Source organism: Winogradskyella sp. (genome assembly GCF_016744625.1).
Lineage (GTDB): Bacteria > Bacteroidota > Bacteroidia > Flavobacteriales > Flavobacteriaceae > Winogradskyella.
Map to the genome: position 1 here is coordinate 20,140 of NZ_JADGDZ010000002.1, position 25,682 is coordinate 45,821.

The 25,682-nt window shown below is 37.8% G+C and carries 22 protein-coding genes; all 22 read right to left on the reverse strand.

What is annotated here, in order from left to right:
* Positions 1-35: 35 nt before the first annotated feature.
* A complete protein-coding gene (locus QZZ53_RS00600; protein WP_151674518.1) occupies positions 36-704 on the reverse strand; it encodes a response regulator transcription factor in 669 nt (222 codons plus the stop codon).
* Between the two features lie 560 nt (positions 705-1,264).
* Positions 1,265-3,232, reverse strand: coding sequence for a heavy metal translocating P-type ATPase (locus tag QZZ53_RS00605; RefSeq protein WP_296380379.1), 1,968 nt, complete (start codon positions 3,230-3,232; stop codon positions 1,265-1,267).
* A 33-nt stretch (positions 3,233-3,265) separates the two neighbouring features.
* Complete coding sequence (locus QZZ53_RS00610; RefSeq protein ID WP_181898143.1) at positions 3,266-4,057, reverse strand: cation diffusion facilitator family transporter; 792 nt, start codon at positions 4,055-4,057, stop codon at positions 3,266-3,268.
* 27 nt (positions 4,058-4,084) lie between these two features.
* Positions 4,085-4,507: a transcriptional repressor gene (locus tag QZZ53_RS00615; RefSeq protein ID WP_296380384.1), complete on the reverse strand. Its 423-nt coding sequence runs from the start codon at positions 4,505-4,507 to the stop codon at positions 4,085-4,087.
* A complete protein-coding gene (locus QZZ53_RS00620) occupies positions 4,500-5,141 on the reverse strand; it encodes a cation transporter (protein ID WP_296380386.1) in 642 nt (213 codons plus the stop codon). Before QZZ53_RS00620 ends, QZZ53_RS00615 begins: the two co-directional genes overlap by 8 nt.
* 6 nt (positions 5,142-5,147) lie before the next feature.
* Positions 5,148-6,377 (reverse strand): efflux RND transporter periplasmic adaptor subunit, encoded by a 1,230-nt coding sequence (locus QZZ53_RS00625; protein WP_072316425.1) that lies wholly within the window; start codon positions 6,375-6,377, stop codon positions 5,148-5,150.
* 6 nt (positions 6,378-6,383) lie between these two features.
* A complete protein-coding gene (locus tag QZZ53_RS00630; RefSeq protein ID WP_041566903.1) occupies positions 6,384-10,829 on the reverse strand; it encodes a CusA/CzcA family heavy metal efflux RND transporter in 4,446 nt (1,481 codons plus the stop codon).
* Between the two features lie 119 nt (positions 10,830-10,948).
* Positions 10,949-11,257 (reverse strand): DUF6660 family protein, encoded by a 309-nt coding sequence (locus tag QZZ53_RS17115; protein WP_041566902.1) that lies wholly within the window; start codon positions 11,255-11,257, stop codon positions 10,949-10,951.
* 47 nt (positions 11,258-11,304) lie between these two features.
* Complete coding sequence (locus tag QZZ53_RS00635; RefSeq protein ID WP_015361360.1) at positions 11,305-13,038, reverse strand: efflux RND transporter periplasmic adaptor subunit; 1,734 nt, start codon at positions 13,036-13,038, stop codon at positions 11,305-11,307.
* Between the two features lie 4 nt (positions 13,039-13,042).
* Positions 13,043-13,534, reverse strand: coding sequence for a DUF305 domain-containing protein (locus QZZ53_RS00640; RefSeq protein WP_174270037.1), 492 nt, complete (start codon positions 13,532-13,534; stop codon positions 13,043-13,045).
* 24 nt (positions 13,535-13,558) lie between these two features.
* Positions 13,559-14,266 carry a PepSY domain-containing protein gene (locus QZZ53_RS00645; RefSeq protein ID WP_296380400.1) on the reverse strand — a complete coding sequence of 236 codons (708 nt, stop codon included), beginning with the start codon at positions 14,264-14,266 and terminating at the stop codon, positions 13,559-13,561.
* Position 14,267: 1 nt separating this feature from the next.
* Positions 14,268-14,855, reverse strand: coding sequence for a DUF2911 domain-containing protein (locus tag QZZ53_RS00650; RefSeq protein WP_144782607.1), 588 nt, complete (start codon positions 14,853-14,855; stop codon positions 14,268-14,270).
* Between the two features lie 11 nt (positions 14,856-14,866).
* Positions 14,867-17,371: a heavy metal translocating P-type ATPase gene (locus tag QZZ53_RS00655; RefSeq protein ID WP_144782605.1), complete on the reverse strand. Its 2,505-nt coding sequence runs from the start codon at positions 17,369-17,371 to the stop codon at positions 14,867-14,869.
* A 13-nt stretch (positions 17,372-17,384) separates the two neighbouring features.
* Complete coding sequence (locus tag QZZ53_RS00660; RefSeq protein WP_144782603.1) at positions 17,385-18,740, reverse strand: APC family permease; 1,356 nt, start codon at positions 18,738-18,740, stop codon at positions 17,385-17,387.
* Position 18,741: 1 nt separating this feature from the next.
* Complete coding sequence (locus QZZ53_RS00665; RefSeq protein WP_144782601.1) at positions 18,742-19,035, reverse strand: phosphoribosylpyrophosphate synthetase; 294 nt, start codon at positions 19,033-19,035, stop codon at positions 18,742-18,744.
* A gap of 1 nt (position 19,036) precedes the next feature.
* Entirely contained in the window at positions 19,037-19,870 is an 834-nt protein-coding gene (locus tag QZZ53_RS00670; protein ID WP_151674527.1) for a universal stress protein, read from the reverse strand.
* A gap of 25 nt (positions 19,871-19,895) precedes the next feature.
* Complete coding sequence (locus QZZ53_RS00675) at positions 19,896-20,381, reverse strand: nuclear transport factor 2 family protein (protein ID WP_144782597.1); 486 nt, start codon at positions 20,379-20,381, stop codon at positions 19,896-19,898.
* Between the two features lie 20 nt (positions 20,382-20,401).
* Positions 20,402-20,950 carry an ion channel gene (locus QZZ53_RS00680; protein WP_151674528.1) on the reverse strand — a complete coding sequence of 183 codons (549 nt, stop codon included), beginning with the start codon at positions 20,948-20,950 and terminating at the stop codon, positions 20,402-20,404.
* A gap of 573 nt (positions 20,951-21,523) precedes the next feature.
* Positions 21,524-22,072: a DUF3347 domain-containing protein gene (locus QZZ53_RS00685; RefSeq protein WP_151674529.1), complete on the reverse strand. Its 549-nt coding sequence runs from the start codon at positions 22,070-22,072 to the stop codon at positions 21,524-21,526.
* A 23-nt stretch (positions 22,073-22,095) separates the two neighbouring features.
* Positions 22,096-22,551: a heme-binding domain-containing protein gene (locus QZZ53_RS00690; protein ID WP_151674530.1), complete on the reverse strand. Its 456-nt coding sequence runs from the start codon at positions 22,549-22,551 to the stop codon at positions 22,096-22,098.
* The gene (locus tag QZZ53_RS00695) at positions 22,552-23,154 is read right to left on the reverse strand and encodes a DUF3347 domain-containing protein (protein WP_151674531.1); all 603 of its coding nucleotides are present in this window, start codon (positions 23,152-23,154) and stop codon (positions 22,552-22,554) included. It abuts the gene before it with no gap.
* A gap of 31 nt (positions 23,155-23,185) precedes the next feature.
* Positions 23,186-25,636, reverse strand: coding sequence for a multicopper oxidase domain-containing protein (locus tag QZZ53_RS00700; protein WP_151674532.1), 2,451 nt, complete (start codon positions 25,634-25,636; stop codon positions 23,186-23,188).
* Positions 25,637-25,682 lie beyond the last annotated feature (46 nt).

A 25,682-nucleotide genomic window follows, 5' to 3' on the forward strand; every position in this document is an offset into this window, starting at 1 on the left:
ATAATGTAACGCAACCCTATTTTTAAAACTTAAATTCATAGCTCCTTCGCAATGTAACCAACACCTCTAACGGTCTGGATATAGTTTTCGTCCTTACTCAATTTCAATTTTTTACGAAGCGCATTAATAAAAACATCAATAACACCTGTATTATAATCAAAATGTATATCCCAGACACTTTCAATAATTCGGGATCTTCTACATACTATACCTTTATTACGTAATAAGTACTCTAACAAAGCAAATTCTTTTTGTGTTAAGTTGACTTCTTCTGTTCCTTTAAACACTTGATAGGTTGTTGTGTTCAGCGTGATATCTCCAATTTTAAAAATAGAATGTTCTCCAGATTTTGGTCGTAATTGCACTTTTATGCGTTCCAGAAGCTCTTCAAAATGGAAAGGTTTTTTAATGTAATCATTTGCGCCAGCCTGTAGTCCAAAAACAGTTTCGTCTATGGTGTCTTTAGCGGTCAAAAATATGATAGGTGTTTCTTTAAATTGTTTTCTAAATTGACGGCATACTTCAATACCGCTTAAACCAGGAACCATCCAATCTAATAATAAGAGATCATATTCTCCTGACAGTGCTAATTCTAAACCTTTTTTGCCATCTTCTGCAATATCTATAGCATAGGATTCTTCTTCTAATCCTTGCTTTAGAAAATTAAATATACCTGGTTCGTCTTCTACTATTAGTATTCGCATTGTACAAAAATCAATTCTTAAATTTAAAGTAGCATTAGTTGTTTCTTAAGATTTGCTTAAGATATAATTTATTGGTTACATATCTTCATTAGAAGTAGAAGATGGTTTGAAGAAAAATAGTGAAATTTAATACAAGTAGCACATTGCAATTCATACTCCATTTAAGAAGGTAATTTAATCGTTGGACTAAACCAAGCCTCATCTGAGTTGACTGCTGCGAACTTATTAGAAATATTGGGGTGAAAATTGAAACTCTAAATTAAAGAGAAACAATATATGTGCTTACTTGGATCATTTTTTTGTCAAAACATAAATAGCCAAAATATTATATATTGAACTTAAACGAGAAATAATCAAACTTTTACTTATTTCATAATCAAATGATTAACAAAAATCTAAAATTTACAATAAAGCTAAAAAGCTCTTTAAACAATTAGTTTAAAGAGCTTTACATAATGTTCGTGAACTCAACGGGACAGAGTTCGAACTTTTTGAAGAGTGATATTTCTTTAACACTCTCAAAATCAATGCTTATTGAAAATACTATTAGATTGTAATGTTTACTCCCACTTCATTTTCTGCAATCGAACAGCATTGAGAATAGCCAGCAATGCTACACCTACATCTGCAAAGACTGCTTCCCACATTGTGGCGAGACCTCCAGCGCCTAATATTAATACAATAACTTTCACGCCAAAGGCAAGTATGATATTTTGCCAAACAACCCGACGTGTAGAACGGCCTATTTTTATCGCTCTTGAGATTTTACTGGGTTGATCTGTTTGTATAATAACATCTGAGGTTTCAATAGCCACATCGCTACCAAGACCGCCCATCGCGATTCCTACATCACTAGCCGCAAGTACAGGCGCATCATTAATACCATCACCTATAAAAGCCACCTTAGTATCTGGTTGCTGTTTTAATTTTTCCACCTCATTGAGTTTGTCTTCTGGAAGCATTCCACCTTTTGCCCAGTCGATGCCTAATTCTTTTGCTACTTCTTGAGTGATAGAATCCTTATCTCCAGAAAGCATAATAATCTTATCGATTCCTGCTGCCCTTATTTCTTTGATCGCTTGATGCGCATCGTCTTTCAATTCATCGGCGATTGTTACATAACCTGCAAATGCGCCATCTATACCTACCATCACTATAGACTCAACAATGTTGTCTGTTTCTGCTGGAACTTCTATCTGATGTGCTGTCATCAATGCTTTGTTCCCAACTAAGACTGTTTTTCCATTTACGCTACCTTTCAAACCTTTACCTGCAATTTCAGAAACGTCTGTAGCATTATAATCTGCTCCTTCAGCCTTATATTCCATAATGGCTATTGCTATTGGATGCGTGGATTGCTCTTCCATTGCCATTAGGTATTTCATAAATTCTGCTTTCGCGAAAGCGGAACCAGTAACAATTTCTTTAATCTTAAATACTGCTTTAGTGACCGTTCCCGTCTTATCCATCACTACGGTATTAACTTGAGTCATTGCATCGAGAAAGGACGCACCCTTAAAAAGAATACCATTACGTGAAGCAGCTCCCAAACCACCGAAATAACCTAGCGGTATCGAGATAACCAAAGCACAAGGACACGAAATCACGAGGAATATCAATGCACGATATAACCAATCTCTAAACACATAATCATCTACAAAAAAGTAAGGAAGAAACGTCAGGCTGATGGCAAGGAATACAACGATAGGCGTATAAATCCGCGCAAATTTTCTAATGAACAATTCCGTTTTTGATTTTCTAGCAGTTGCGTTTTGCACCATATCGAGAATACGTGCAATGGAACTGTCCTTAAATTCTTTTGTTGTTTCAACTTCAATAACTCCATCGAGATTAATACTTCCAGCAAAAACGGTATCGCCTTTAGCAATAGTATCAGGTTTGCTTTCGCCTGTCAAGGCAGCAGTATTAAAAGAACCCTTTTCAGAAAGCAGAATACCATCAAGCGGAACTTTTTCGCCTACACGTACCTGTATCTTTTCGCCAATTTCAACTGTCTCGGGATTTACTGAAACATAATCGCCATCACGATAAACTAATGCCTCATTTGGTCTTACATCGAGTAAGGCTTTTATATTTCCTTTCGCACGGTTAACGGCCGCATTTTGGAAGAGTTCGCCCACAGCATAAAACAGCATTACGGCAACACCTTCGGGATATTCGCCAATGGCAAATGCACCTAAAGTGGCTATGGACATTAAGAAGAATTCCGTAAAAAAATCACCATTTTTGACACTCTTCCAACCTTCCTTAATTACAGGGAATCCCACAGGTATATAGGCTACCGTGTACCACACTATGCGAATCCATCCTTTGAAGAAAAGAAACGCATCAAAGTAATCAATAGCAATTCCGGCTATCAGCATCACAAAGCTGAAAATTGCCGGTAGATAGGTTCTAAAATTTGAAATTTCTTCAGGGCTGCTATGGTTATGGCCATCATCGTGTCTGTGCTCACCTTGATGTTCTTTCGCTTCTAAGTCACGTAAGTTTACTTTTTTCTTTTTCATATGTTCTAATCAAGTTTGATATCATTTTAAAAACTACTTCGATAATTTCAATATTCTCAATGCACCGCGCATTACAAAAGTGAAAACGATGCCGCCAATCACTAAATCGGGCCATTTACTATTCAGAAAATAAACCAGCACCCCAGCTACTATAACACCACCATTAACAATAATATCATTGGATGTAAAAATGGCACTTGCCTGCATATGAGCCTCTTGACTCTTTGCCTTGTTGATGAGCCAGAGCGATATCAAATTACCTGCCAATGCGAAAATTGAAACGATAATCATCCATTGAAACAAGGGTGTTTCGGTATTGCTAAAAAACCTTCTCAAGACCTCTGCAAACCCAAGTGTTGCCAATGCCATCTGAAAGTATCCGCTGTATTTCGCAACCTTCTTTTTTCTTGAAATGGCACCGCCTACCGCAAATAGGCTTAATGCATATACGATGGAATCTGCCAGCATATCTAATGAGTCTGCCACAAGACCCATCGAAGAAGAAATCCAACCGGTGGTCATTTCGATAACGAAAAAGCCAAAGTTGATGCCCAAGACCCACCATAGGATTCTTTTTTGTTTGGATTGGTCTTCCATTACGGGTGGTTCGGCTTCTGTGGTTCCTTCTAAGGAATCCCCAAGTTTTAAGCTGGCTATAGACGTTTTTATCGCCTTGACGTCGTCCACGTGATATACTTCCAATTTTCTGTTTGGAATATCAAAATCCAAGTGTTTTACTTGAGCATAAGACTCTAACTTCATCCGAATCATCTGCTCTTCTGAAGGGCAGTCCATTTTAGTTATTATAAAAGTGCTTTTTTTCAAAATCAATCTAATTTGTTCGTTTGTTTATTAAAGTAAATTACTGCTGCATTTTTCGCATATTCCCGTAACCACGAGATTAACATCCTCTGCCAAATATCCATCTGGCAAATTGATATGCGGGATTTTTTGTTCCGTTAAACAAACTGTTTCGTCACAGTTAGTGCAATGAAAATGTAAATGCAAATCCTGTTCTATTTCACAATTACAGCCTTCTTCACAAAGTGCGTATTTAGAGATTCCAGTTCCGTCATCTATGTGATGCACCACGTTTTTTTCTTCAAACGTTTTTAGGGTTCGGTACAATGTGGTTCTATCCGATTTTGCGAAAGCATTCTCAATATCAGTCAGGGCGATGGCGGCATCCCTATCGGCCATATACTTATAAATCAAGATGCGCATTGCGGTGGGACGCACGTTATGGTCATTTAATGTTTTTTCAATTTCAGTCATTTTGTGCGGTGTTATAATTGATATTTTTAGCTTTATTGTAGGCTTCATAGCCTTCTTTTGCAGCGTACGGAACGATAAGTAATGCCGCCACAGGATCTGCCCACCACCAGCCTAACCAGTTGACCAATAGCAATCCTATAAGTACGACCACGGTTTGGTATAAGCAAATAAAGGTGTCTTTAGCATCAGCCAGCAAGGCTGGACTGTCTAATTTCTTTCCATACTTTCTTTTGAAATAGATCAGGATAGGATTTACAACCAGGGAAACCAATAATATAATCAGTCCCATCGTGCTCCAGTTTGCGGTTTCTTTATTTATAAGCTTTGTAATGGAATCGTAGGAAATGAAAATACAGATGAGCGTAAAGGAAACTGCAATTACGATTAACGTGATTTTTTGTCTTCGTTTTACTTTTTCTTCATCGATACCTTTAATCTCGCCGTGTAGTCGCCAGCCTAATGTTCCCGCACTAACCACTTCAATCGTGCTGTCCAATCCCCAACCTATCAGAGCCGAACTATTTGCCGTAAATCCAGCAATAAGCGAGACCGCAACTTCAATAACATCGTAGATGACGTTCCAAATCTGTAAGGTTCTTGCTACTTTTAAGTTTTTCTTTCTTTTTTCTTTCATTCCATTTTAATCATCGTCACCAAGTTCCCCTTTTTTCATCTCTCCCATAAGGTAATAGGCATTATTAAAGGCAAAATGAGTATTTGGGTCTGGGGTTTCAAAAAAACGTATGGCTATCCAGTCACCATCCTTCTCGCCCGTAGTGACTTCTACTGGTATAAAACTCCAAGTGTTGCCTTCCCTTTGCGCTTTAAACACATAATCCCTACCACCTTCTGTAATAATGGCACTTTCTGGTAATGCGGTTTCAGCGGTTTCATCGTTATCAACTTCAATCCTACCTTTAATGTACATTCCTGGGATAAGACCACCACCTTTGTTCTCAATTTCTGCGTGTACGTGCACCGCTTTGGGATCTTGCTCGAAGGTTTTTCCTACTGAATAAATTTCGGCAACGAGTTCCGTTCCTGGTCTTGATTGAACGCTAAATCGTACTTGTTGACCTTTTTTTACCCTATCAACATCTTTTTCGAAAACCATTAAATCTGCGTGTACGTGGTCTGTATCTACTATTTCCATTAGGTTGGTCTGTGGCTCCACATATTGTCCAGTTTTTATAAAAACTTTTTCTACAACCCCTGCAATGGGACTGCGCAATGCAACACGCTGGTAGATAGTGCCATTGCGCACGCCATTCACATTGATGTTGTACTGTCGCAATTGTGCTTCCAGCCCGTTTACCATTGCGGTAGATGACTGATAGTCTGCCGTTGCCTTTTGGAAATTCATACCAGATGCCACACCAGCTTCATAAAGCCTTTTTTGACGTTCGTATTCTTGTTTTAAAAACCGACTGTTGCTGTGTGCATTTAAGTAATCGCTCTGTATCTGTATGATGCTGGGATGTGAGAGATAGGCGACCGCTTGATTTTTTTTCACTTCATCACCTTCTATTACTTCTATGGATGCCACATTTGCTCCTGTTATGGCGGTAATGGATGCTTCGTTTTGTGGTGGTACTTCCAGCGTGCCATTTGCTTCTACATAACCGCTCATATAACGTTGTGAGAGCGTGTCAATTTCCATCTGTAAGGCTTCAAACTGCTGTGCCGTGAGCATTACTTCCTTAGCTTCGCCTTCCATATTATCTTCTTCATCTTCCCCTTCAGAGTGATTTTCTTCTGTTTCAGAATGGGTGGCTTCATCGTGGCCATCTTCAGTTTTTGACTCGCCACAGCTGAATAATGTCAATGCCATAAGCATTGTGGTAATCGGTATATATTTTAATTTTTTCATCTTTTTTTAGTTTTGGAAATATTGTAGTTTAAACAAGGCTTCTAAATAATTATCGAGTGCGTCCAGCGCATCCATTTCGGTCTGTATGGCATCACGTATAATTTGCGTGAATGCTGCATAATCAAGCGCACCTTCTTTGTAGGCGAGCAATGCGCCTTTGCGCTGGTCTATGGCAAGTGGCAGAGCTTCGGTTTTATAGAAAAACCAAGTATCTCGCCATCGTGTATAATTTTGCTGTGCTTGTGTATATTGGGATTGCAGCTCGCGTTGTTTGAATGCGGCATTGGTTTCTGCAATCTGTGCATCCAGTTTAGCAGCTTTTGCGCGGCTGCGGTCTGGGCCAGAAAACAGCGGTATGGAAATCCCTGCCTGATAGGTGTAGAAACCACTATCGCCATTTACACGTTGCAGGCCACCTTGCAGATTGAATTTGGGCAACAAATTTGCTCTTGCTGCATCATAGCTTGCCTGTGCTTCGTCTATACGCTTTCGCGAAAGCGATAACTCGGGATGTTCATCCAATGTATCATCAGTCTCTAACACCGAAATTTCGGTAGCTTCAAATTCATCAGCTACGGTGTACATCGTATCTGGTGTCAACCAAAGATTGAGTTTTTGTAATGCGATTAAATAATCTGTTTCTGCCTGCTGAAACCTGTTGGTTATCTGTAACGCTTGATTGCGCGCAGCAGCATATTCCAGTCTCGAAATGGCTTCGACTTCAAAATTGAGTTCTACAGATTGTGCAAATTGACCATAAATGCTGTCCAGTTCTCGATAAAGAACAAATTTCTTCTTTGCCTGAAAAGCTTCTGACCAGGCTTTTTTGACTTCCAGTTCTATCTGGATTTCAGATAGGTCAAAAGCTGTTTCGGCTAACTGGATGCGTTGTTGTTGCAAGCGTTTTTTGGCACCTATTCCCAATAGATCAATATTTTGTTGACCGATACCTATCAAGGTATAAATGCCCTGACCATCTGCCACTTCTTCGCCACCTGTAAATACTTTAGTATTACCGAAGTCATAGGCATTGCCCGTGAGTGCGCTCTGTCTTTCTATTTCGAGTTGGCTCGTCTTGAGTGCTGGATAATTCTCTTTAGCAATTTCTACAGCCCGAGATAAGGTAATGGGTGTAATGCTATCCTGAACAATGAGGTCTGGCACAGGTGCTTGTGTTTGTTGCCCTTTCCCTTCGACTGCGCTCTGGGCAGGCGCGAAAGCGGTACCACCTAACATAAAACCAAGTATTAAAATCGTGGCCAATGCTTGCGGATTAAACGAACCAATCTTGTTCTGGTCTTTGCGCTCACGTCGCTTTTCTATAAAGGTATAGAGCACGGGAAGTACGATCAACGTGAGTAGGGTGGCCGTAAGCATCCCACCAATAACTACCGTAGCGAGCGGTTGTTGCACCTCTGCACCGGCTGATGTGGAAAATGCCATTGGTAAAAACCCAAAAATATCTGTGGTGGCCGTGAGCATAATGGGACGAATACGTTCTTTAGTCCCTTGAAATATTCTATCCTTTATACTTATCACACCTTCTTCTTTTAAGGAATTAAATCGGTTTATAAGTACCAGTCCGTTAAGAACTGCAACACCAAATAGCACAATAAAGCCGACACCTGCCGAAATACTAAATGGCATATCCCGCAACCATAGGGCAAACACACCACCGATGGCCGCCAAGGGAATCGCTATGTAAATCATTAGCGATTGTGAAAAGGATTTTAAGGCAAAGTACAGCAGTATAAATATTAAAAACAGGGCGATGGGCACAACGATTATCAAACGATCCTTTGCGCTTTGTAGATTTTCAAACTCGCCACCATAGGTAATATAATAGCCTGATGGCAAGTCCAGTTCTTCATCTAATTTTTGCTGAATATCTTTTACTACAGACTCCACATCCCTGCCTCTTGCATTTACACCTACGTAGGTTCTTCTATACGTATTGTCACGTGAAATTTGCATAGGTCCAGGGACGTATTCAATTTCGGCTATTTCGATAATGGGTATCTGATTGCCATCCTTAAGATCGATATACATATTGCGTAGGTCATCGATACTTTTTCTATGGCTTTCATCAAATCGTACCACGAGATCAAATCGTTTCTCGCCTTCAAAAATTACTCCTGCAGTTCCGCCAGCGAATGCGGTACTTATGTAATCATTTACTTTTTGAATATCCAGTCCATATTGCGCCATTTTATCACGCTTATATTTTACGGTCATCTGTGGTAATCCTGCAGTTCGTTCTGCACTCACATCACCAGCGCCAGGAACGGTCTGTATAATCGCTGCCATTTCCTGAACCTTTTGTGATAACACATCTAAATCTTCGCCATACAGCTTTACCGCAATATCTTCTCTTACACCTTCTAACAGCTCGTTAAATCGTAACTCTACTGGTTGGGTAAAAACTAAATTTACACCCACGAGTTCTTCATCTAATTTGTCTCTAATGGCATCTATCAAACCTTCTTTAGTAGTAGCTGTTGTCCACTCGTCCATATCCTTGTTTAGGATGATGTACATATCTGCAATATCCATAGGCATAGGATCTGTAGGAATATCTGCAACACCTATACGAGCTGTGACTGTTTTAATTTCAGAGAAATTTTCTAATAGGATAGTTTCTATTTTCTTGGAAACTTCAATAGATTCGGATAATGAACTTCCTGGTCTAATGAGCGCTTGCATTGCTAGATCTCCTTCATCAAGCTGGGGCACAAATTCTCCACCCATATTAGAAAAGATAAAACCAGCAATAAGAAGTAATACGGTAGCAGCTGATAAAACAATAAGTTTTAGTTTAAGGGCTCCCTTTAATAATGGCATATATGCACTATGAATAGCACCTATAATTTTATCGCTTATTTTTTCGAGCCAACGCTCGAACCTGCCGAACCAGTTTTTGGTATTTTGTACTGGTTTCATAAAAAGCGCTGCCATCATAGGCACATACGTGAGACACAAGATGATGGCACCTATCATTGCAAAGCCAAAGGTGTATGCCATAGGTTTAAACATTTTACCTTCTACACCAGTTAGAAAAAGTATAGGCGTAAAAACGATGAGGATAATTATCTGTCCAAAAAAAGCGGAACCCATCATCGTGCTTCCTGCATCATAAGCCACTTTATCCATCACGCCTTGATTGAATTTTAGCTTGCCAGACCTAATCCGTTTTTGGATCTCATAAACCGTTCCTTCTATAATAATTACCGCACCATCTATGATAATCCCAAAATCAATAGCTCCCAAGCTCATTAAGTTTGCCCATACATTAAACTGCTTCATCAGGATAAAGGCAAAAAGTAAGGACAATGGTATGGTCGTGGCTGTTATGATTCCACCTCTTAAACTACCCAGCAATAACACAAGGGCAAAAATCACTATTAGAGCACCTTCCAGTAAATTAGTTTTAACCGTATCTGTAGTTCTGGCAATAAGCTCACTACGATCAATGATAGGGGCGATCGTTAAACCTTCTGGCAGGGATTTTTCAATTTCTGCCATACGATCCTTTACATTTTGAATAACTGCATTAGGATTAGAACCCTTGAGCATCATAATCATACCGCCCACGGCTTCCTTACCGTCTTGGGTAAATGCACCATAACGTACCTGACTCCCAAAATGGACACGCGTTGCTACATCTCCAATTGTTATGGGAATGTTGCCTTCGTTGATAATCGAGATATTCTTGATGTCTTCCAAAGAGCGAATAAGACCTTCGCCTCTTATGAAGTTTGACATTTTATTTTTCTCAATATAGGCACCACCTGTATTGACATTGTTCATAGCAAGAGCGTCATACACTTGTGAAATGCTGATGCCCATACTATTTAACTTCTCTGGATCGACGGCAACTTCGTACTGCTTAATGCTACCACCATATGAGTTAACTTCTACCACACCTTCCAGTAAAGTAAGTTGTCGTTTGATAACCCAGTCCTGGATGGTACGCAGTTCCATAGGCGAATATCTGTTTTCAAATCCTTTCCCTGGCTGAATGGTGTATTCATAAATTTGACCTAATCCTGTGGAAATGGGACCCATAGATGGACTTCCAAATTTTTCAGGTATAGATTCTCCAAGTTCGTTGAGTTTTTCCCCTACCAGTTGTCTAGGAAGATAAGTCCCCATATCGTCCTCAAAAACGATGGTTACTACAGAGAGTCCGAAACGTGAGATAGATCTTATTTCGGTAACGCCCGGTAAATTACCCATAGATAATTCTACAGGATAGGTCACGAACTGTTCAATATCTTCCGTTCCCAGATTGGGCGATTGCGTGATGACTTGCACTTGATTATTGGTAATATCTGGCACAGACCCAAGATTTACCGTTGCCATTGACCAGATACCGACACCTACAAGAGTCAAGGTAAACAAGCCAATAATAAATTTGTTATTGATTGAAAAATCAATGATTCTGTTAATCATAGATTAATGTATTAATTCAGTTAAAAAACGAGTTTGCGTTTTCGCGTAGCAAAAACATAGTTGAGCATTCCCATTAGGAAAACTTCAAAAAAGGATATAGTTATCCTATGAAAACTGAATTATGCCCGAGGTGGCTGAAAAAGGGAATGGGGAATATCTTTGCCAAGGTCATCGAAATGGGCAAAGAATTCTTGAGGAATAGCAGGCTGTAGCGGTTGAAATGCAACAAGCCCAAAATTTATCGTGTGAACGTGACAACAATGGCATTGGCAAAAAGGCGAGCATAACTCACAGTCTTGGTCGTGGTCGCCATCAATATCGATTACTGTAACTACTTGGGTATCATCAGCTCTATTTGCCGCATCGCTACAAGGCACTACATTGAGTGCCAAGAAATAAAACGATAAAATGATTGCTACAACTTTCACAATGCAAAGATAAAATTTTTTTGGTGCAACTGTGTTGCAAATGATTTTTACAACGAATCAATCACACTTCCGCAAGTCAACATTGCATCGCCATAGTATGGATTTCTTATTTCTTCTTCCATACTTAGCCATACCGCACCTTTATTGTTATTTGCCATAGGGCATTTCTGAATGTAATAATTTATCGAGTTTTTTATGCTCATTGCAATAGGCACGATATTCTCGTTTAGAATGACGAAGTGAGCGCGCTGGTTTTCCAGATTATCATTGTTTGCAACGGCATCCAGCATCTCAATACTTTTGGTTAAGTGTTGTTTTTCCATCGTACTTAAATCATCAGTCGATATTGCTTTTAATTTTAATGATGTCGCTTTCGCGAAAGCGGAAACTTGACTTGCATCGCTTGCTACAAGGGCATCTTTCATTTTGAGATATGATGGTAATGCTTTGTCGAAATCAGAACTAAACGCATTGCTGAAACTCATTTCCATATCGCCCATCATTGCTGATTCGTCCTGCATCATTTGCTGATTCATCATTGATTTTTTACCCTGTAACTGTGCCGCTGCATCTACTGTAAATGTTCCATTGGTAACAATTTCATCGCCATTATTTAATCCGGCCGATACTTGGTAAGTTTCGCCAGAGCGATTGCCCAAGGTTACTTCGTGCATTTCAAATACAGGCTCGTTAGGATTGGTTTTCACATATACCAATGAGCGCTCGCCCGTCCATAACACAGCACTTGCAGGCACGGTAAGGGTGTTTTCCATAGTTTGTGTTGCGCCTTTAACCTTACCTGTAACAAACATTCCTGGTTTAAATAGGTCGTCTCTATTTTGAAGGGTTGCACGTACCGTTACCGTTCTTGTAGCATTATTTAAAATTGGGTCAATAAATGAAATTGTTCCCTCAAATTCTTTATTTGGATAGGCATTGGTCGTGATGTTGATTTTTTGCCTAACGTTGAATAGCGCTATTTGATTTTCATAGGCATCAAATTCTGCCCAAACCGAATTGAGGTTGCTCAACTTCACAATAGGCTGTCCTTGATTTACATAATCGCCTTGTGCTGCCATTACTTCTGAAACCGTTCCGGAAACCGTTGCATAAATCGGGAAATTCTCTCGTACCGTTCCACTTTCTTCAATAGCATTGATTTGTGTATCTGAAAGTTTCCAGTTTTTGAGTTTATTGCGAACTGCTTTATACAAAGCGGGTTGCGATTCTTTCAACGATGCTGCGGTAATCAATTCCTGTTGTGCCGCTACAAGGTCTGGTGCGTAAATGGTTGCGAGCAGCTGACCACGATTTACTTGTTGACCTTCATAGTTGACGTTGAGTCTTTCTATTCTTCCTTTGAAATAGCTGGCTTGCACAGTATTGTTTTCTTCATTAGCAGCTATTTTTCCAGAAAGGGATGTCATCCCATCATCATCGCTGGCTTCTGCATTGCCCACGATAGTGGTTTGAATATTTGCTAATGCCATAGCATTTTCGGTCATTTTTATCTCGTTTGCTGCGAGACCTTCAGCACCAGCTTCAGCAGGGATTAAGTCCATTCCACATATAGGACAATCGCCAGCTTCTGGTTGCATAATCTGTGGATGCATTGAGCACGTCCACATCTGGTCTGCACTCTCGCCAGAATGGTCGTGTTGATCGGACATATCAGACGTATCCTTATTTGCTGCATTGTCTGAGCTATTTCCAAAAATTAGCCAGCCAGCGCCCAAACCTATGATAACGGCTATTGCTATATATAAAATATTCTTATTCATAATCTTATTTTTCGTTTTCTAGACGTTCAATCATTGCTTTCATCTCTGCAATTTCCTTACGTTGTGCCTTAATAATGTCTTCTGCTAGTTTTTTTACTTCTGGGTCTTTAATATCTGCACGCTCACTTGTTAAAATTGCTATAGAATGGTGCGGTATCATTGCTTTCATCCACAGTACGTCGCCCACAGTGGATTTTTGGTCGCGTACTAGTCCTAATGCTCCCAAAAACAATATAACACTACCTGCGAGAATTGCAATATTCTTTTTCTTGTCTTTATACATATTCAGCATAAATAACAACATAATAACAGCCATAGTAGCTATTCCTAGACACACCATATAAAATCGTGTAAGACTGAACCACACGTGGTCAAACTCGTAGGTATTTAAATACATTGTGATGTACATTGCTATAAATGATGACCCTAGCATAAGGAAGAATTTAGTGTATTGGCTCATTCCTTTGTTCTTGTTTTCGTGTTCGTTTGAATTCATAATTTTTGGTTTTTTTGTTATTAATTATTTAATCTTCTTTTCTAGTTTTCTGATTGATGGGGAACTGATATACCACAAAACGAAACCACTCAATACGGTTATCAATCCCAAAAGTGAAAATGCCCTTAACAACAACGTGTTGAAATTATCCCTTCCCTGATAATCCATTGTATGGGTCATCCAAAGAAAATCAAACCAGCGCCAATCCCTGTGTCTCACCGTTTGAAAAGCGCCATTTTCAACCGCCACATAGGCTTTTAAATTTTGTGGTGTCTCATACAAGATTTCATAAGCTGGAAGTGGGCGACCGCGATATTCGTGATGTGACCCTACAGAATCGACTAATTGAATTTTTGCTATTTCTAAATCGTCCAACATATACCTATTTGCAACTTGTTGTGCCTCTTCTTTAGAAATTCCATTTTTCCTTTGTCCCGTTCTTGCATTATAAAGCTGTGCTTCATTAATCCAATAATAAGGTTCATTTGCGATTTCCAGTAGTTCCAAAGATTTTACGGATTCTTTTGTAGCCAGTTGGGATGTACCGAGCAAATTATCAAAAGAGGTCTGCACCGGTGCCGATTTCTTAAAATGGTCACCGTGGATTTCGTCGATGTCCGTCCAACTGAAATACATCCCACTAATCGTCCACATCAGAAACTGAATACCTAAAAAGATACCCAAATAGCGATGTGCTTTTCTAATTTTAAGAGCTGTCTTTCTTTTAACCATTTTAGTTTACTTCAAATGGAAATTCAACAATGACCTTTTCCCAACTTAAACTAATTGTGCCTGATGTATTGTTAACCTTAGTTACTTTGTACTCTAGATGTTCCTTGATTTCTTCGGAAATTTTAGGGGCTACTTTAAATCGCAATACATCATTATTCTCGTCATATTCATCCTTACCGTGTTGGTCCCAATTGGTATTAAAAATGATTGTCCATTCTTCTTGATTAGGAATAACAAAGAATCCATACTTTCCAGCATTCAATACTTTTCCATCAATGGTTAAATCTTTATTTGTTTCCATCCAAGTTGCATTATGTGCACCTGCCTGCCAAACAGCGTCATAAGGAAGTAATCCTCCAAAAACGATTCGATTACGAACTCCGGGCGATGAATAGTCAAAATGGATGTGTGCATCTCCCACCATTGCCATTGTACTTGTATGTGGACTCAATGGTTTTTTCTTATCTGGTTCAGCACTTTTTGTTTTTTGCTCCGTCGTTTCTTCACTCTGTGGTTCTTGCGCATTCTTTGAAGTTTCTTTACAAGAGACTAAGAGGATAAGGCATAAAAGAATGATACTGTTTTTCATATAAGTATGGTTTAGTTAATTGATTTTGTTTTAAGTCTAAGTGCATTCACGATTACAGAAACCGAGCTAAAGCTCATTGCCAATGCAGCAATCATAGGCGAGAGTAGAATTCCGAAAAACGGGAACAATACTCCTGCTGCAATAGGTACACCGAGTGTGTTATATATCAAAGCAAAAAATAGATTTTGCTTAATATTCCGCATTACTTTATGGCTTAAATTCCTTGCTTTTACGATGCCGTGCAAATCTCCTTTTACAAGCGTTATCATCGCACTTTCAATAGCGACATCTGTTCCCGTACCCATTGCAATACCTACATCACTCTTAGCGAGTGCTGGTGCGTCGTTGATACCGTCGCCCGCCATTGCTACGACTTTGCCTTGTTCCTGTAATTTTTTGACTTCATCAAGTTTGTTCTCGGGTAACATTCCTGCCATAAAGTTTGCAAGGTTCAATTCACTCGCTACGGCTTGAGCTGTATCGTGATTATCGCCCGTAAGCATAATGACATCAATACCTTTTTCTTGAAGTTCCTTAATTGCCTTAGCGCTTGTTTCTTTGATTTTATCGCCTATTACTACATATCCTAAAACATCGCCATCAATGGATAGATACGAAACTGTCTTACCTTGTTTCTGAAAAGATTTTGCTTCGGTTTGCATTTCAGAGGATAGCGTAGCATTTGCGTACTCCATCATCTTTGCATTTCCCAAATCGAGTTTTTTTCCATCAACTGTTCCTTCTACGCCTTTTCCTGTTACTGCGCTAAAGTTTTCGGTTTTGGATATTTCAGTTTTCTGTTCCTTTCCATATTTCACGGTAGCTTCGGCAAGTGGATGCTCGCTGGAACTGTTTAGGGATGCGATAAAATTTAGAATCTCGCTTTCGCGAAAGCGGTCTCCAAAAACACCTATTTTCTCTACCGTTGGTTTTCCTTCCGTTATGGTTCCTGTTTTATCCACGATGAGCGTGTCTACCTTATCCATTTTTTCGAGCGCTTCGGCATTTTTAATCAGCACTCCGTTTTGAGCACCTTTACCCACGCCCACCATTACTGACATAGGTGTAGCCAATCCTAAAGCGCAAGGGCAAGCAATAATCAATACCGCGATGGCATTGACCAATGCATAGACATATGCAGGTTCTGGACCCCAAATTGCCCAAACCGCAAATGTGATGAGTGAAATAACAACTACAACTGGAACAAAATAACCTGAAACCGTGTCTGCTAATTTCTGAATGGGTGCACGACTGCGACTGGCATCGTTTACCATATGTATAATTTGGGAAAGCAAGGTGTCGCTACCTACTTTTTCGGCTTTCATTAAAAAAGACTGGTTTCCGTTAATTGTACCGCTGCTCACTTTATCACCTTCAACTTTATCGACAGGTATTGGCTCGCCAGAAATCATCGACTCATCCACAGTTGTTTTGCCTTCAGTAATCTTACCATCTACAGGAATTTTATCGCCCGGCTTCACTCGTAGTATATCGCCTTTTTCAATCTGGTCAATAGAAACTTCTTCTTCATTTCCATTAACTACTTTAATTGCTTTATTGGGTGCGAGCTTTAATAATTCCTTTACTGCGGAATTGGTTTTACTATGCGCACGGGCTTCCAAAACTTGACCCATCAATACCAATGTGAGAATTACGGTAGCGGCCTCAAAATAAACGTGAACCGCACCAGATGCTGTTTTGAATTGTTCGGGGAAAAAATCTGGAAACAACATTCCAAAAACACTAAAAAGCCACGCAACGCCGGCACCTATGCCAATAAGCGTGAACATATTGAGATTCCAAGTTTTGATGCTTCGGTAGGCACGCTCAAAAAACATCCAAGTGGCATAAAACACAACTGGAATAGATAGCCCGAATTGAATCCAGTTCCACCATTTTTGCTCCATTATATCGTATAATGGATTATTAGGAATCATTTCACTCATAGCGATTATGAAAATAGGTAGTGTGAAGGCTACAGCAACCCAAAACTTCTTTACTAACTTTTTATACGTTTTTTCTTCTGCTGAACTATCGGCTTCCATTGGGACTAAATCCATTCCGCAAATAGGGCAAGCTCCAGCTTCGTCTTTTACGACTTCTGGGTGCATTGGGCAGGTCCATTGTTCTGAAGTTACTACTGATAGATTTTGCTCTTCGACCAAATCCATACCGCAGACAGGACAATCGCCTGGCTTGTCATAGGTTTTATCGCCTTCGCAATGCATTGGGCAATAGAAGGTGCCAGCTCCTTTACCTTTTGGTTCTTCTTTATTTGCCTTTTTTGTATGGTGTTGGTGTTCTTCTGAATTATGAATACTATATCGACCACCATCATTTTGTAAAGCCTCTTGAAACGTCTCTATTGCAATGTGAGATTCCATTTCGATTGTAGCTTCTGCTTTCTCTAAATTTACCGAGGCGTTAGTAACACCTTCCACTTTAGAAAGTGTTTGCTCTACGTGATTTCGACAACCGTTGCAGGTCATTCCTTGTATGTGATAGGTGTGTTTCATAATTTTCTAAATTTTACATTTTCATCATTCCCTCATCATCCATCTTCATTTCCATATGCATGTTACCATCACTATCAGTATGAGATTTCATAAAAAGGAATTGAAAAAGGAATATAAGAATGATACCTATTCCTGCTACTATAAGCACGAAGGGGTCGTTTATATATTTTAAATAAATGAATGCAGATAAAATAACTACATCCATTACTATTGCTATTATAGGAATAACTGGATTAAATTTTACTTCTGTTCTAAGATGTCTAAATAGTCCCCAGTGAATTGCAATATCCATTATCAGATAAAAGATTGCACCTATGGAAGCTATACGAGTTAAGTCAAACAAAATAGTCAAAAGTATTGCCAAAGAAACCGTGAAAATGAGTGCTGGATTTTTAAGTTTTTGAATGATGTTTAAATTGGGCACTTGTTTCATACTACTTAACATTCCTAACATTCTTGAAGCGGAATATACACTAGCTATTACCCCAGATACCGTAGCAATAATTGCAAGAATAATTGTTAATATAGAACCCCATTCGCCAAATATTGGTTTTGCTGCCGCCGCCAAAGCATAATCTTTTGCTATAATTATTTCTTCAACACCTAATGCTCCAGCAACTGATAAGGCCAAAACAACATAAATAATGGTGCATATAACTATTGAAATAATTATGGAACGCCCAACATTCTTATGTGGATTTTTAATATCCCCTCCCTGATTCGTAATAGTTGTAAATCCTTTAAAGGCAAGTATAGATAAAGCCAAAGCAGCTATAAAACCGAAACCTTCGGGTAAGGATTGACTACTACTCGCTACATAATTCCCCGTGATGGTCGGTAAGCCTGAAATAATCAATCCTGAAACTGCCAACAGTACAATGCCAATTACTTTAATAATTGCTGTAAACGTAGCCGTAGTTTCAATAATCTTGTTACCGGATATATTTATAATGTAAGCGAGACCTATAAGAACCACACCTAATACTGATGCATATCCTGAATATTCCTGTGGAAATAGTCGCAATGCATAAGCTCCAAAAGTACCTGCAACTAAACTCTCTGCAACTACCATAGACACGTACATTAATAATGAGAAAGACCCAGCAGCAGTACCTGGTCCATACGCTTTTGTTAAAAATTTTGCAACACCTCCAGATGAAGGATACGCGTTTGAAAATTTTACATAAGAATAAGAACTGAACCCAACCACGATGGCACCTGCAATAAAAGCAATGGGAAACAAATCGCCTACCAACTCTGCTATTTGACCCATTAAGACAAAAATACCAGCACCTATCATCACGCCTGTGCCTAATGATACAGAGCCTATTAATGAAAGTTTTTGATTATTTATTTTTGGTGGTTTCATTTTATCTTAATTTTTTTCGCATAGCTTCGGAAATGTTCTCGGCATAGACACCATAGGCATCTACTAATAAGCCTTTAATTCCTTTTTTAGAAGATATAGCGTAAAGCACACTATTGTCGTCGGTACTGCTCATACCTTCAAAGCGATACATCTTATCAACCTCAAAATCTTCTGGGTGTAATTTTAATTTTAAAGAATTGCATTCTATATGTCCCGAGCATATATTGAAATCATAGGTATAGCCATCAGCTTTTAAACTGTTCATAGCCTCTGAAAGAGTATCGTAATTTTTCATATTATAGATGAACTGTCATCACTGGTTTTTTTGAATGATTCGTTACATCTTCGGCAATACTCTTTGAAAACATACTTGATAATCCCTTTCTGCTATGGGTATACATTACAATTAAATCTACATCAATGGATTCTTCAAATTTTTGGATACCACTTTCTACATTAGTTTCACTATAAACGTGCATCTGATAGTTTTCCAAGTTTGGGAAATGCTTTATGAAATCTTTAATAGGCTCCAAACCATCTTCAACGCTATTAAAATCTGTTGTTGTGTTGATGTTTAACAAGTGTATTTTTGAATTACATTTTTTTGAAATTTCTTCAACTGTTTTAAATGCATTGGAAATATCTTCCTTAAAGTCTGACACAAATGCAATATTTTTAAAAGGAAATATTACTTCATTTTCCTTAACAACCAAAATAGGCACACGAGTATTCCGAATAATCTTTTGGGCGTTACTACCCAATAATTTACTTAAGAATCCTTTTTGAATACCTTTACTTCCAGTTACAATAAAATCGTGATGAAAATCGTGAGAATGTTCTACAATTGCTTGATTGTCTGATACAAATTGTAAAAAGGTTCTTGATTTTAAACCCTTATGTTCTGCCTCCATATCTAATGCTCTTAATTTACTTTTGGCATCACCTATTGCTGCAAGCGTATCAGGATAATTACTTTCCTTTTCCTTATCGAGTTTTACCCAATCTACAGGTGTATGCAATTGATGTAAAAAATGAATTTCGGATTTGAAAAGTGTTGCGATTTTAATAGCCAGTTTTGCTGCTTTATCGCAATTATCTGAAAAGTCTGTGGGCACTAATATGTTTTTCATAACATCTATTTAACAATCAATTGAATTATAACTTTTTAAATGAAGTATGTGAGTGTATGATTTTCCATTTGCCTTCTATTTTTTCTAAAATAGAAGTAGCAACTCCTTTACTTTTAATGGTTCGCTCCTCTGTCCCTTTAGCCTTGTCACCTTTTAAAACTATCTTATACAGGTAATTTTCAGTTGTATATGCATACGGTAAATTGACATTTGCATTAATTTTATAATCTGAAAATGTAAAACTTTTAAAGTGACCTAATTCTGGACCTAGATGCCCATTAATGTACTCTTTATAAGTGCCCTCTACTTTACCTTGTTCAAAAATTGTAGCATCCTCCGTAAAAAGTTCGAAAGTACCGTCTGTAGTCAGGTTTTGAATGGCATCTTTATACGACTTCATCACTTCTATGACCGCTTGTTCTTCTGTATCCACATCGGCATTTTGACTGTTGATTTGACTAGTCACAAATAACAATAGCGTTAATAATGTTGTAAGTTTTACTGTTTTCATACTGTTTTTTCTTTAAAGGGTTATTTATTCACTCTAATTCTATTCACATTTGCGATACCAAAAACCAACACGAAAAATCTAAGTAATACCTCAAGTGTTACTAAAATTTTAGCAGGAACCGTTATTGGAACTATATCTCCAAATCCTACAGATGAAAATGTAATAAGGCTGAAATAGGATAAATCGAAAAATACCGAGAGTCCATTATTTCCAATGCCATTGTTGACTTTAAAATGAGTAGGGTCCAAAAATTGTAATGCTGTAAAATCTATTGCAAACGAGAATATAACCAACACAATCAAATATCCGAACAGCACCAATACGTGACTCAAGAGATGACTTTGAGCAATTATTTTCATCAACTGATTAAAGGACAAGGCTATAATAAACCCAATTTTAATCAATGTTAAAACTAAAATTATAATTGTAACGTAAGACGCATCAAGACTAGGCATAGCGTACAGTTCGACTACCGAAGCGATAAGCAGCACTAATAGCACATACTTAGAACCATAGAATAGCTGCCCATAAAACGCAGTTGTAGTTTCTATGTCTTTTTCTTTACCCATTCATTAATTAGTTAACTATGATTTTTCATCAAAGGTCTCTTCAATTATATTATTCTTTTAAACTAATATCTGTAGCACCAATGCACCGCCAATTATTGCTATTAATATTGCATACACTAAATAATTGAACCATTTTGCAAAAGAGCTCTTATTTTGGGCTTTGGCATTATTAGTATTACAACAATTCTTCATTCACTTTACATATTTTTTGATTGTGATTAGTAAACTGAAATCTTTATTTTATACTTAAAAATGTGGGGCGAACTAGTATTAAACGATTAACCACTTAAGTCTTTCATCTCATAAAATCAGATACTCTTTACTATTTTTTTTAATTAATACATTGTGCCTAAAAAAGAGAAAGGGTTTACTAAACCAACCAATGAAAAGAACATCCCTTTCTCTTATTAGGACTTTAATTTGTGCTTGAATTGGGAAGTAACTAACACTAACCATCAATTATTTTTCCTTCCAAAACAGGACTTTTTAACTATTCAGATATCCTTATCATCTCTCAACTTTCTGTTAACTAATAAACCAGAGTATTGAAAAGATTTCTATACAAGGGACTATCTATTGAATAGTTTTTTGAACTTTTCCACACTTCAACATTGAGCTTCCATAATAAGGATTTCTAATTTCTTCACTTGTGCTTAACCAAGCACTCCCTTTATCATACATTGGGCAAAATTGTTGGTACAATGTGCTTTTTGACCCTGTAATAGCTATCATATCGGTAATATCCTTACTCAAGATCTTAAAATGCTCTCTTTGGTGGTCTATGGCACTTTCAGCAATATGTTCTGAGTGTTCAGTAGCATCTTCTATAATGTCGGTTAGCTCCTTTTGCTGATCTTTTGTGTAGCTACTTTTATCAAATGATTTAAGAGAGGCTACTAGTTTAGTACCTGCTTGTGCGGCTTTTTTGGTGTCATCTCCTACTAGAGCATCTTTCAACATAAAATAATCAGTAAGAATTACTTCTGTTTTGGCATCTCCCATTTTCATTTTACTATGATCCATTTCCATTTCTCCGTGGTTCATTTTTTCTTTTTCCTGTGCATTAGTAAAAGAAATTGTTAACAATAGCATTGCTGCTATACTCATTTTTAAATTTTTCATTTTCCTTAATATTTAATTATTATTTATAAACTATCCTTTAATTGTGTGATGAAATTGATTATTTCATTCGTTTCTTCCTTTGAGAACGTTGCGTCTTTATGAATTAAGGTGTAAGAATCTAAAGGCATTTCTCCGCTTTCTATTTGTTTAATAATTGATCGAAGTTTACTTTTCTTTCTTCGGTTTGATAACGAATCCCATTCGTTGAAATTTAGTTCCGCTTTTCCTTCTTTAATGTGACCTTCTAAAAACCAGGTAAAAGGTTGCACTTTATTATACCAAGGGTATCGGGTGTTATTACTATGGCAATCATAGCAGGATACTTGCAACTTTTTTTGAATAGTTTTAGGTACATTATTAACCAACATAAAATCGGTTACTGGGACAATATCGCTTTGGTTGCGTTCTGTGGGTACAAATTGAATTCCCACAAGAACGACCAATGCGATAATTGCTATGATTTTTATAGCTTTTTTCATTTAGTTAATTTCTCTTTGCACTTTACCACATTTAAGCATTTTGCTACCATAGTATGGGTTTGTTACTTCTTCATTCATACTTAACCAAGCTGAACCACCGTCAAACATTGGACAAAATTGTTCGTATAATTTTGTTGTTGTTCCTGTAATTGCTACCATATCAGTTACATCCTTGCTTAAGATTTTAAAGTGCTCACGTTGGTGGTCTATATCATTTTTTGAAATATGCTCTGAATGCTCAACAGCATCTTCAATAATATCCTTTAAATCTGCTTTTTTAGCATCTGAATAATTTGAAACATCAAGATTTCCTAAACTTTTAGCAAGGGTTGCACCAAGGTTTTTTGCCTTTACATTATCGTCTGCGACCAATGCATCTTTAAGATTGAAATAGTCATTTAAAATAGCTTGTGATGCGCCATCTCCATTCATTGCCATTTTCTTGCTTTCTCCATCGTGATGTCCATCGCTATTATCGTGGTTCATTTCTGAATGATTACCATCTGAGGTATTTTGTTCCTTTTTTGCGTCTTTGCAAGACACCGCTGTTACCGTGATAAATGCTATTGCAACTATACCTATTGTTAATTTTAGTTTTCTCATTACTATTTGTTTTAGTGTTAATATTATTTACTTAAAATCTTACGGATAATCCTCCGCCAGCTCCAAAGCGGTTATCATAACTTCCCATTAACGAGAAATTTCTAGATAGCATATATTCGGCTCCTGCACTCCATACGGTTTCTGAAGTAAAATCTTTATTCATAGGTAAATCATCTACGAAACCTAAATCTATTTGGTATTCATAATAACCGAATACAGACAGTTTAGGGAATATCATTATACTGCGTCCTACACCAATTCTTGGTCTTAGTTTATTATCGACACGCACATCTAAATTGAATAAGTAGGGCGTTAAATAACGCACACCAACAACTGCTGTAGTACTAAATTCATCTAAGCTGTCTGGAGATTCATTTTCAATATTAACTCCTCCAAAAACTCGTAAATAATCGTGTAGATAGCGTTCATATGTAAATTCTCCTTCCATATTCTCATTCCAGCCATATTCAAAAGAGGCATTAAATTGATTTCTAATATTCGAAGTCAATAAATTAAAACCTGTAGTATGCGATGCAACATCTGCCATTCCCCAAGTGTACCATTTATTAGTTTCTTCAATGATTTTAGAAGCTGGAAATTCATCCATTCTTGGGTCTCTTGGCGTATCATAAGACACTACTCTTGCCATACCACCCATCATATGATATAAAATGTGGCAATGGAAAAACCAGTCTCCAGCCTCATCGCCATTATTTCCATAAAATTCTATGGTCATTTTTTGCATTGGTGGCACATTTACCGTGTGCTTTAATGGCGAGTATTCACCATTTTCATTAAGTACTCTAAAAAAGTGACCGTGCAAGTGCATTGGGTGGTGCATCATCGTCAGGTTATTGAATGTAATGCGCGTTACCTCCTTATTATTTATTTTGATATTATCAGCCTCAGACAATGGTACACCATTCATACTCCAGATGTAACGATTCATATTACCAGTAAGATTCAATAAGATTTCTTTTACAGGAACATTCTTGTCGTAGGTTGTTTTCTCTGGCGACTTTAAATAATCGTAATTGTATTCGGAAAACATATCCATTCCTTCTATCTTCATTCCCGGCATAGAATCCTCTTTCTTCATATTCATTCCAGACATTGTTTTGTCTTTATTCATATCCATTCCTGCCATATTAGAATGGTCCATCTTACCCATTGCTATAGTATCTTTTGACTTATTCATATCCATTCCAGATGTTTTTGAATGATCCGTCTTCATACCTTTCATTTTAGAGTGATCCACTAGCATTGAATCTTTAGGCATTTCCATTTTAGAATGATCCATTTTCATCTCTCCATCCATTTTCATTCCCTCCATTTTATCCATCTGCATCCCGTATTCCTCATTCATCTCAAAACGCTCATCCTTACCTGGCTGAAATTTTAAGGCGTGTGCACCCATTTTCATATCCATTTTAGCCATTTTTTGCATCATCCCGATTTTATCTGGTCGAGCAACATCCATTGCAGGTAAAATTGTACCATTACCTATAAAAGCAGATGCTGTACCAGAACCATCTTGTGCAGTAATTCTAAATTCCATCTTACCTTCTTTTGGTACCGTGACAATAAAATCATACGTTTCGGCTACTCCTATAAAAGTTTTATTTCTTTCTACAGGAACCACATCTAATCCATCTGAAGAAACCAGTACAGGCGTTTCCCCACCAAAAGTCATCCAAAAAGAGGTAGAAGCTCCTCCATTAATCATTCGTAGTCTTATTTTTTCACCAGCTTTAAATTCTGGATAGTCAATGCTTTCTTCTCCATTAATTAAAAATGCAGGATAATATACATCTGCAATATCTGCACCTTCCATACGCTGTCTCCAAAAATCTAATTGCGCACCAAAAGCACCTCGTGCGATTACTTGATTTAGTGGTGTAGCTGTTCCTTTTTTAATGCCATACCATTCGTTGCCACGTTTTAAATTACGCAATACGTTCATTGGCTTTTCATTAGTCCAATCAGAAAAAACCAATACCAATTCTTTATCATAATCCAACACTTTTTCTTTAGGCTGAATTACAATGGAACCATAAACACCGCTTTGTTCTTGTAACATTGTATGCGAGTGATACCAGTAGGTTCCAGATTGCTTGATAGGAAATTCATATTTCTGTGTATGGCCTGGTTCTATAGGTGGTGTATTTAAGTAAGGAACACCATCGTAAAAGTTAGGAAGTAAAAGTCCGTGCCAATGCACCGATGTTTCTACACTCATCTCGTTCTTTACATAAATAATTGCATATTCTCCTTCGGTAAATTCTAATGTCGGACCAGGAATGGTTCCATTAACGGTCATTCCCATAACGTCTTTTCCTGCTTTATTTACGGTAGCCTCTCGTAAGGTGATGGTGTGTTCTCTTATAGGAAGGTTATTTATGTTTCCTTCTAACTGTACTTCTTGAGCAAAAACGCCCGTTGTTAAAGCAAGTAGTAAAAGAAATATCAATTTTGTTTTCATAGTTATCTTTTTTTATAAAAATACTGTTGGTTAACAGCTTGCTATC

Coding starts and splice junctions, on each gene's coding strand:
- QZZ53_RS00660 (WP_144782603.1), bottom strand. CDS start 18,740: ATGAAACCACCAAAAATAAATAATCAAAAACTTTCATTAATAGGCTCT.
- QZZ53_RS00665 (WP_144782601.1), bottom strand. CDS start 19,035: ATGAAAAATTACGATACTCTTTCAGAGGCTATGAACAGTTTAAAAGCT.
- QZZ53_RS00690 (WP_151674530.1), bottom strand. CDS start 22,551: ATGAAAAAAGCTATAAAAATCATAGCAATTATCGCATTGGTCGTTCTT.
- QZZ53_RS00620 (WP_296380386.1), bottom strand. CDS start 5,141: ATGAAAGAAAAAAGAAAGAAAAACTTAAAAGTAGCAAGAACCTTACAG.
- QZZ53_RS00650 (WP_144782607.1), bottom strand. CDS start 14,855: ATGAAAAACAGTATCATTCTTTTATGCCTTATCCTCTTAGTCTCTTGT.
- QZZ53_RS00635 (WP_015361360.1), bottom strand. CDS start 13,038: ATGAATAAGAATATTTTATATATAGCAATAGCCGTTATCATAGGTTTG.
- QZZ53_RS00680 (WP_151674528.1), bottom strand. CDS start 20,950: ATGGGTAAAGAAAAAGACATAGAAACTACAACTGCGTTTTATGGGCAG.
- QZZ53_RS00695 (WP_151674531.1), bottom strand. CDS start 23,154: ATGAGAAAACTAAAATTAACAATAGGTATAGTTGCAATAGCATTTATC.
- QZZ53_RS00670 (WP_151674527.1), bottom strand. CDS start 19,870: ATGAAAAACATATTAGTGCCCACAGACTTTTCAGATAATTGCGATAAA.
- QZZ53_RS00630 (WP_041566903.1), bottom strand. CDS start 10,829: ATGATTAACAGAATCATTGATTTTTCAATCAATAACAAATTTATTATT.
- QZZ53_RS00640 (WP_174270037.1), bottom strand. CDS start 13,534: ATGAATTCAAACGAACACGAAAACAAGAACAAAGGAATGAGCCAATAC.
- QZZ53_RS00675 (WP_144782597.1), bottom strand. CDS start 20,381: ATGAAAACAGTAAAACTTACAACATTATTAACGCTATTGTTATTTGTG.
- QZZ53_RS00700 (WP_151674532.1), bottom strand. CDS start 25,636: ATGAAAACAAAATTGATATTTCTTTTACTACTTGCTTTAACAACGGGC.
- QZZ53_RS00625 (WP_072316425.1), bottom strand. CDS start 6,377: ATGAAAAAATTAAAATATATACCGATTACCACAATGCTTATGGCATTG.
- QZZ53_RS00615 (WP_296380384.1), bottom strand. CDS start 4,507: ATGACTGAAATTGAAAAAACATTAAATGACCATAACGTGCGTCCCACC.
- QZZ53_RS00600 (WP_151674518.1), bottom strand. CDS start 704: ATGCGAATACTAATAGTAGAAGACGAACCAGGTATATTTAATTTTCTA.
- QZZ53_RS00685 (WP_151674529.1), bottom strand. CDS start 22,072: ATGAAAAATTTAAAAATGAGTATAGCAGCAATGCTATTGTTAACAATT.
- QZZ53_RS00605 (WP_296380379.1), bottom strand. CDS start 3,232: ATGAAAAAGAAAAAAGTAAACTTACGTGACTTAGAAGCGAAAGAACAT.
- QZZ53_RS00645 (WP_296380400.1), bottom strand. CDS start 14,266: ATGGTTAAAAGAAAGACAGCTCTTAAAATTAGAAAAGCACATCGCTAT.
- QZZ53_RS00655 (WP_144782605.1), bottom strand. CDS start 17,371: ATGAAACACACCTATCACATACAAGGAATGACCTGCAACGGTTGTCGA.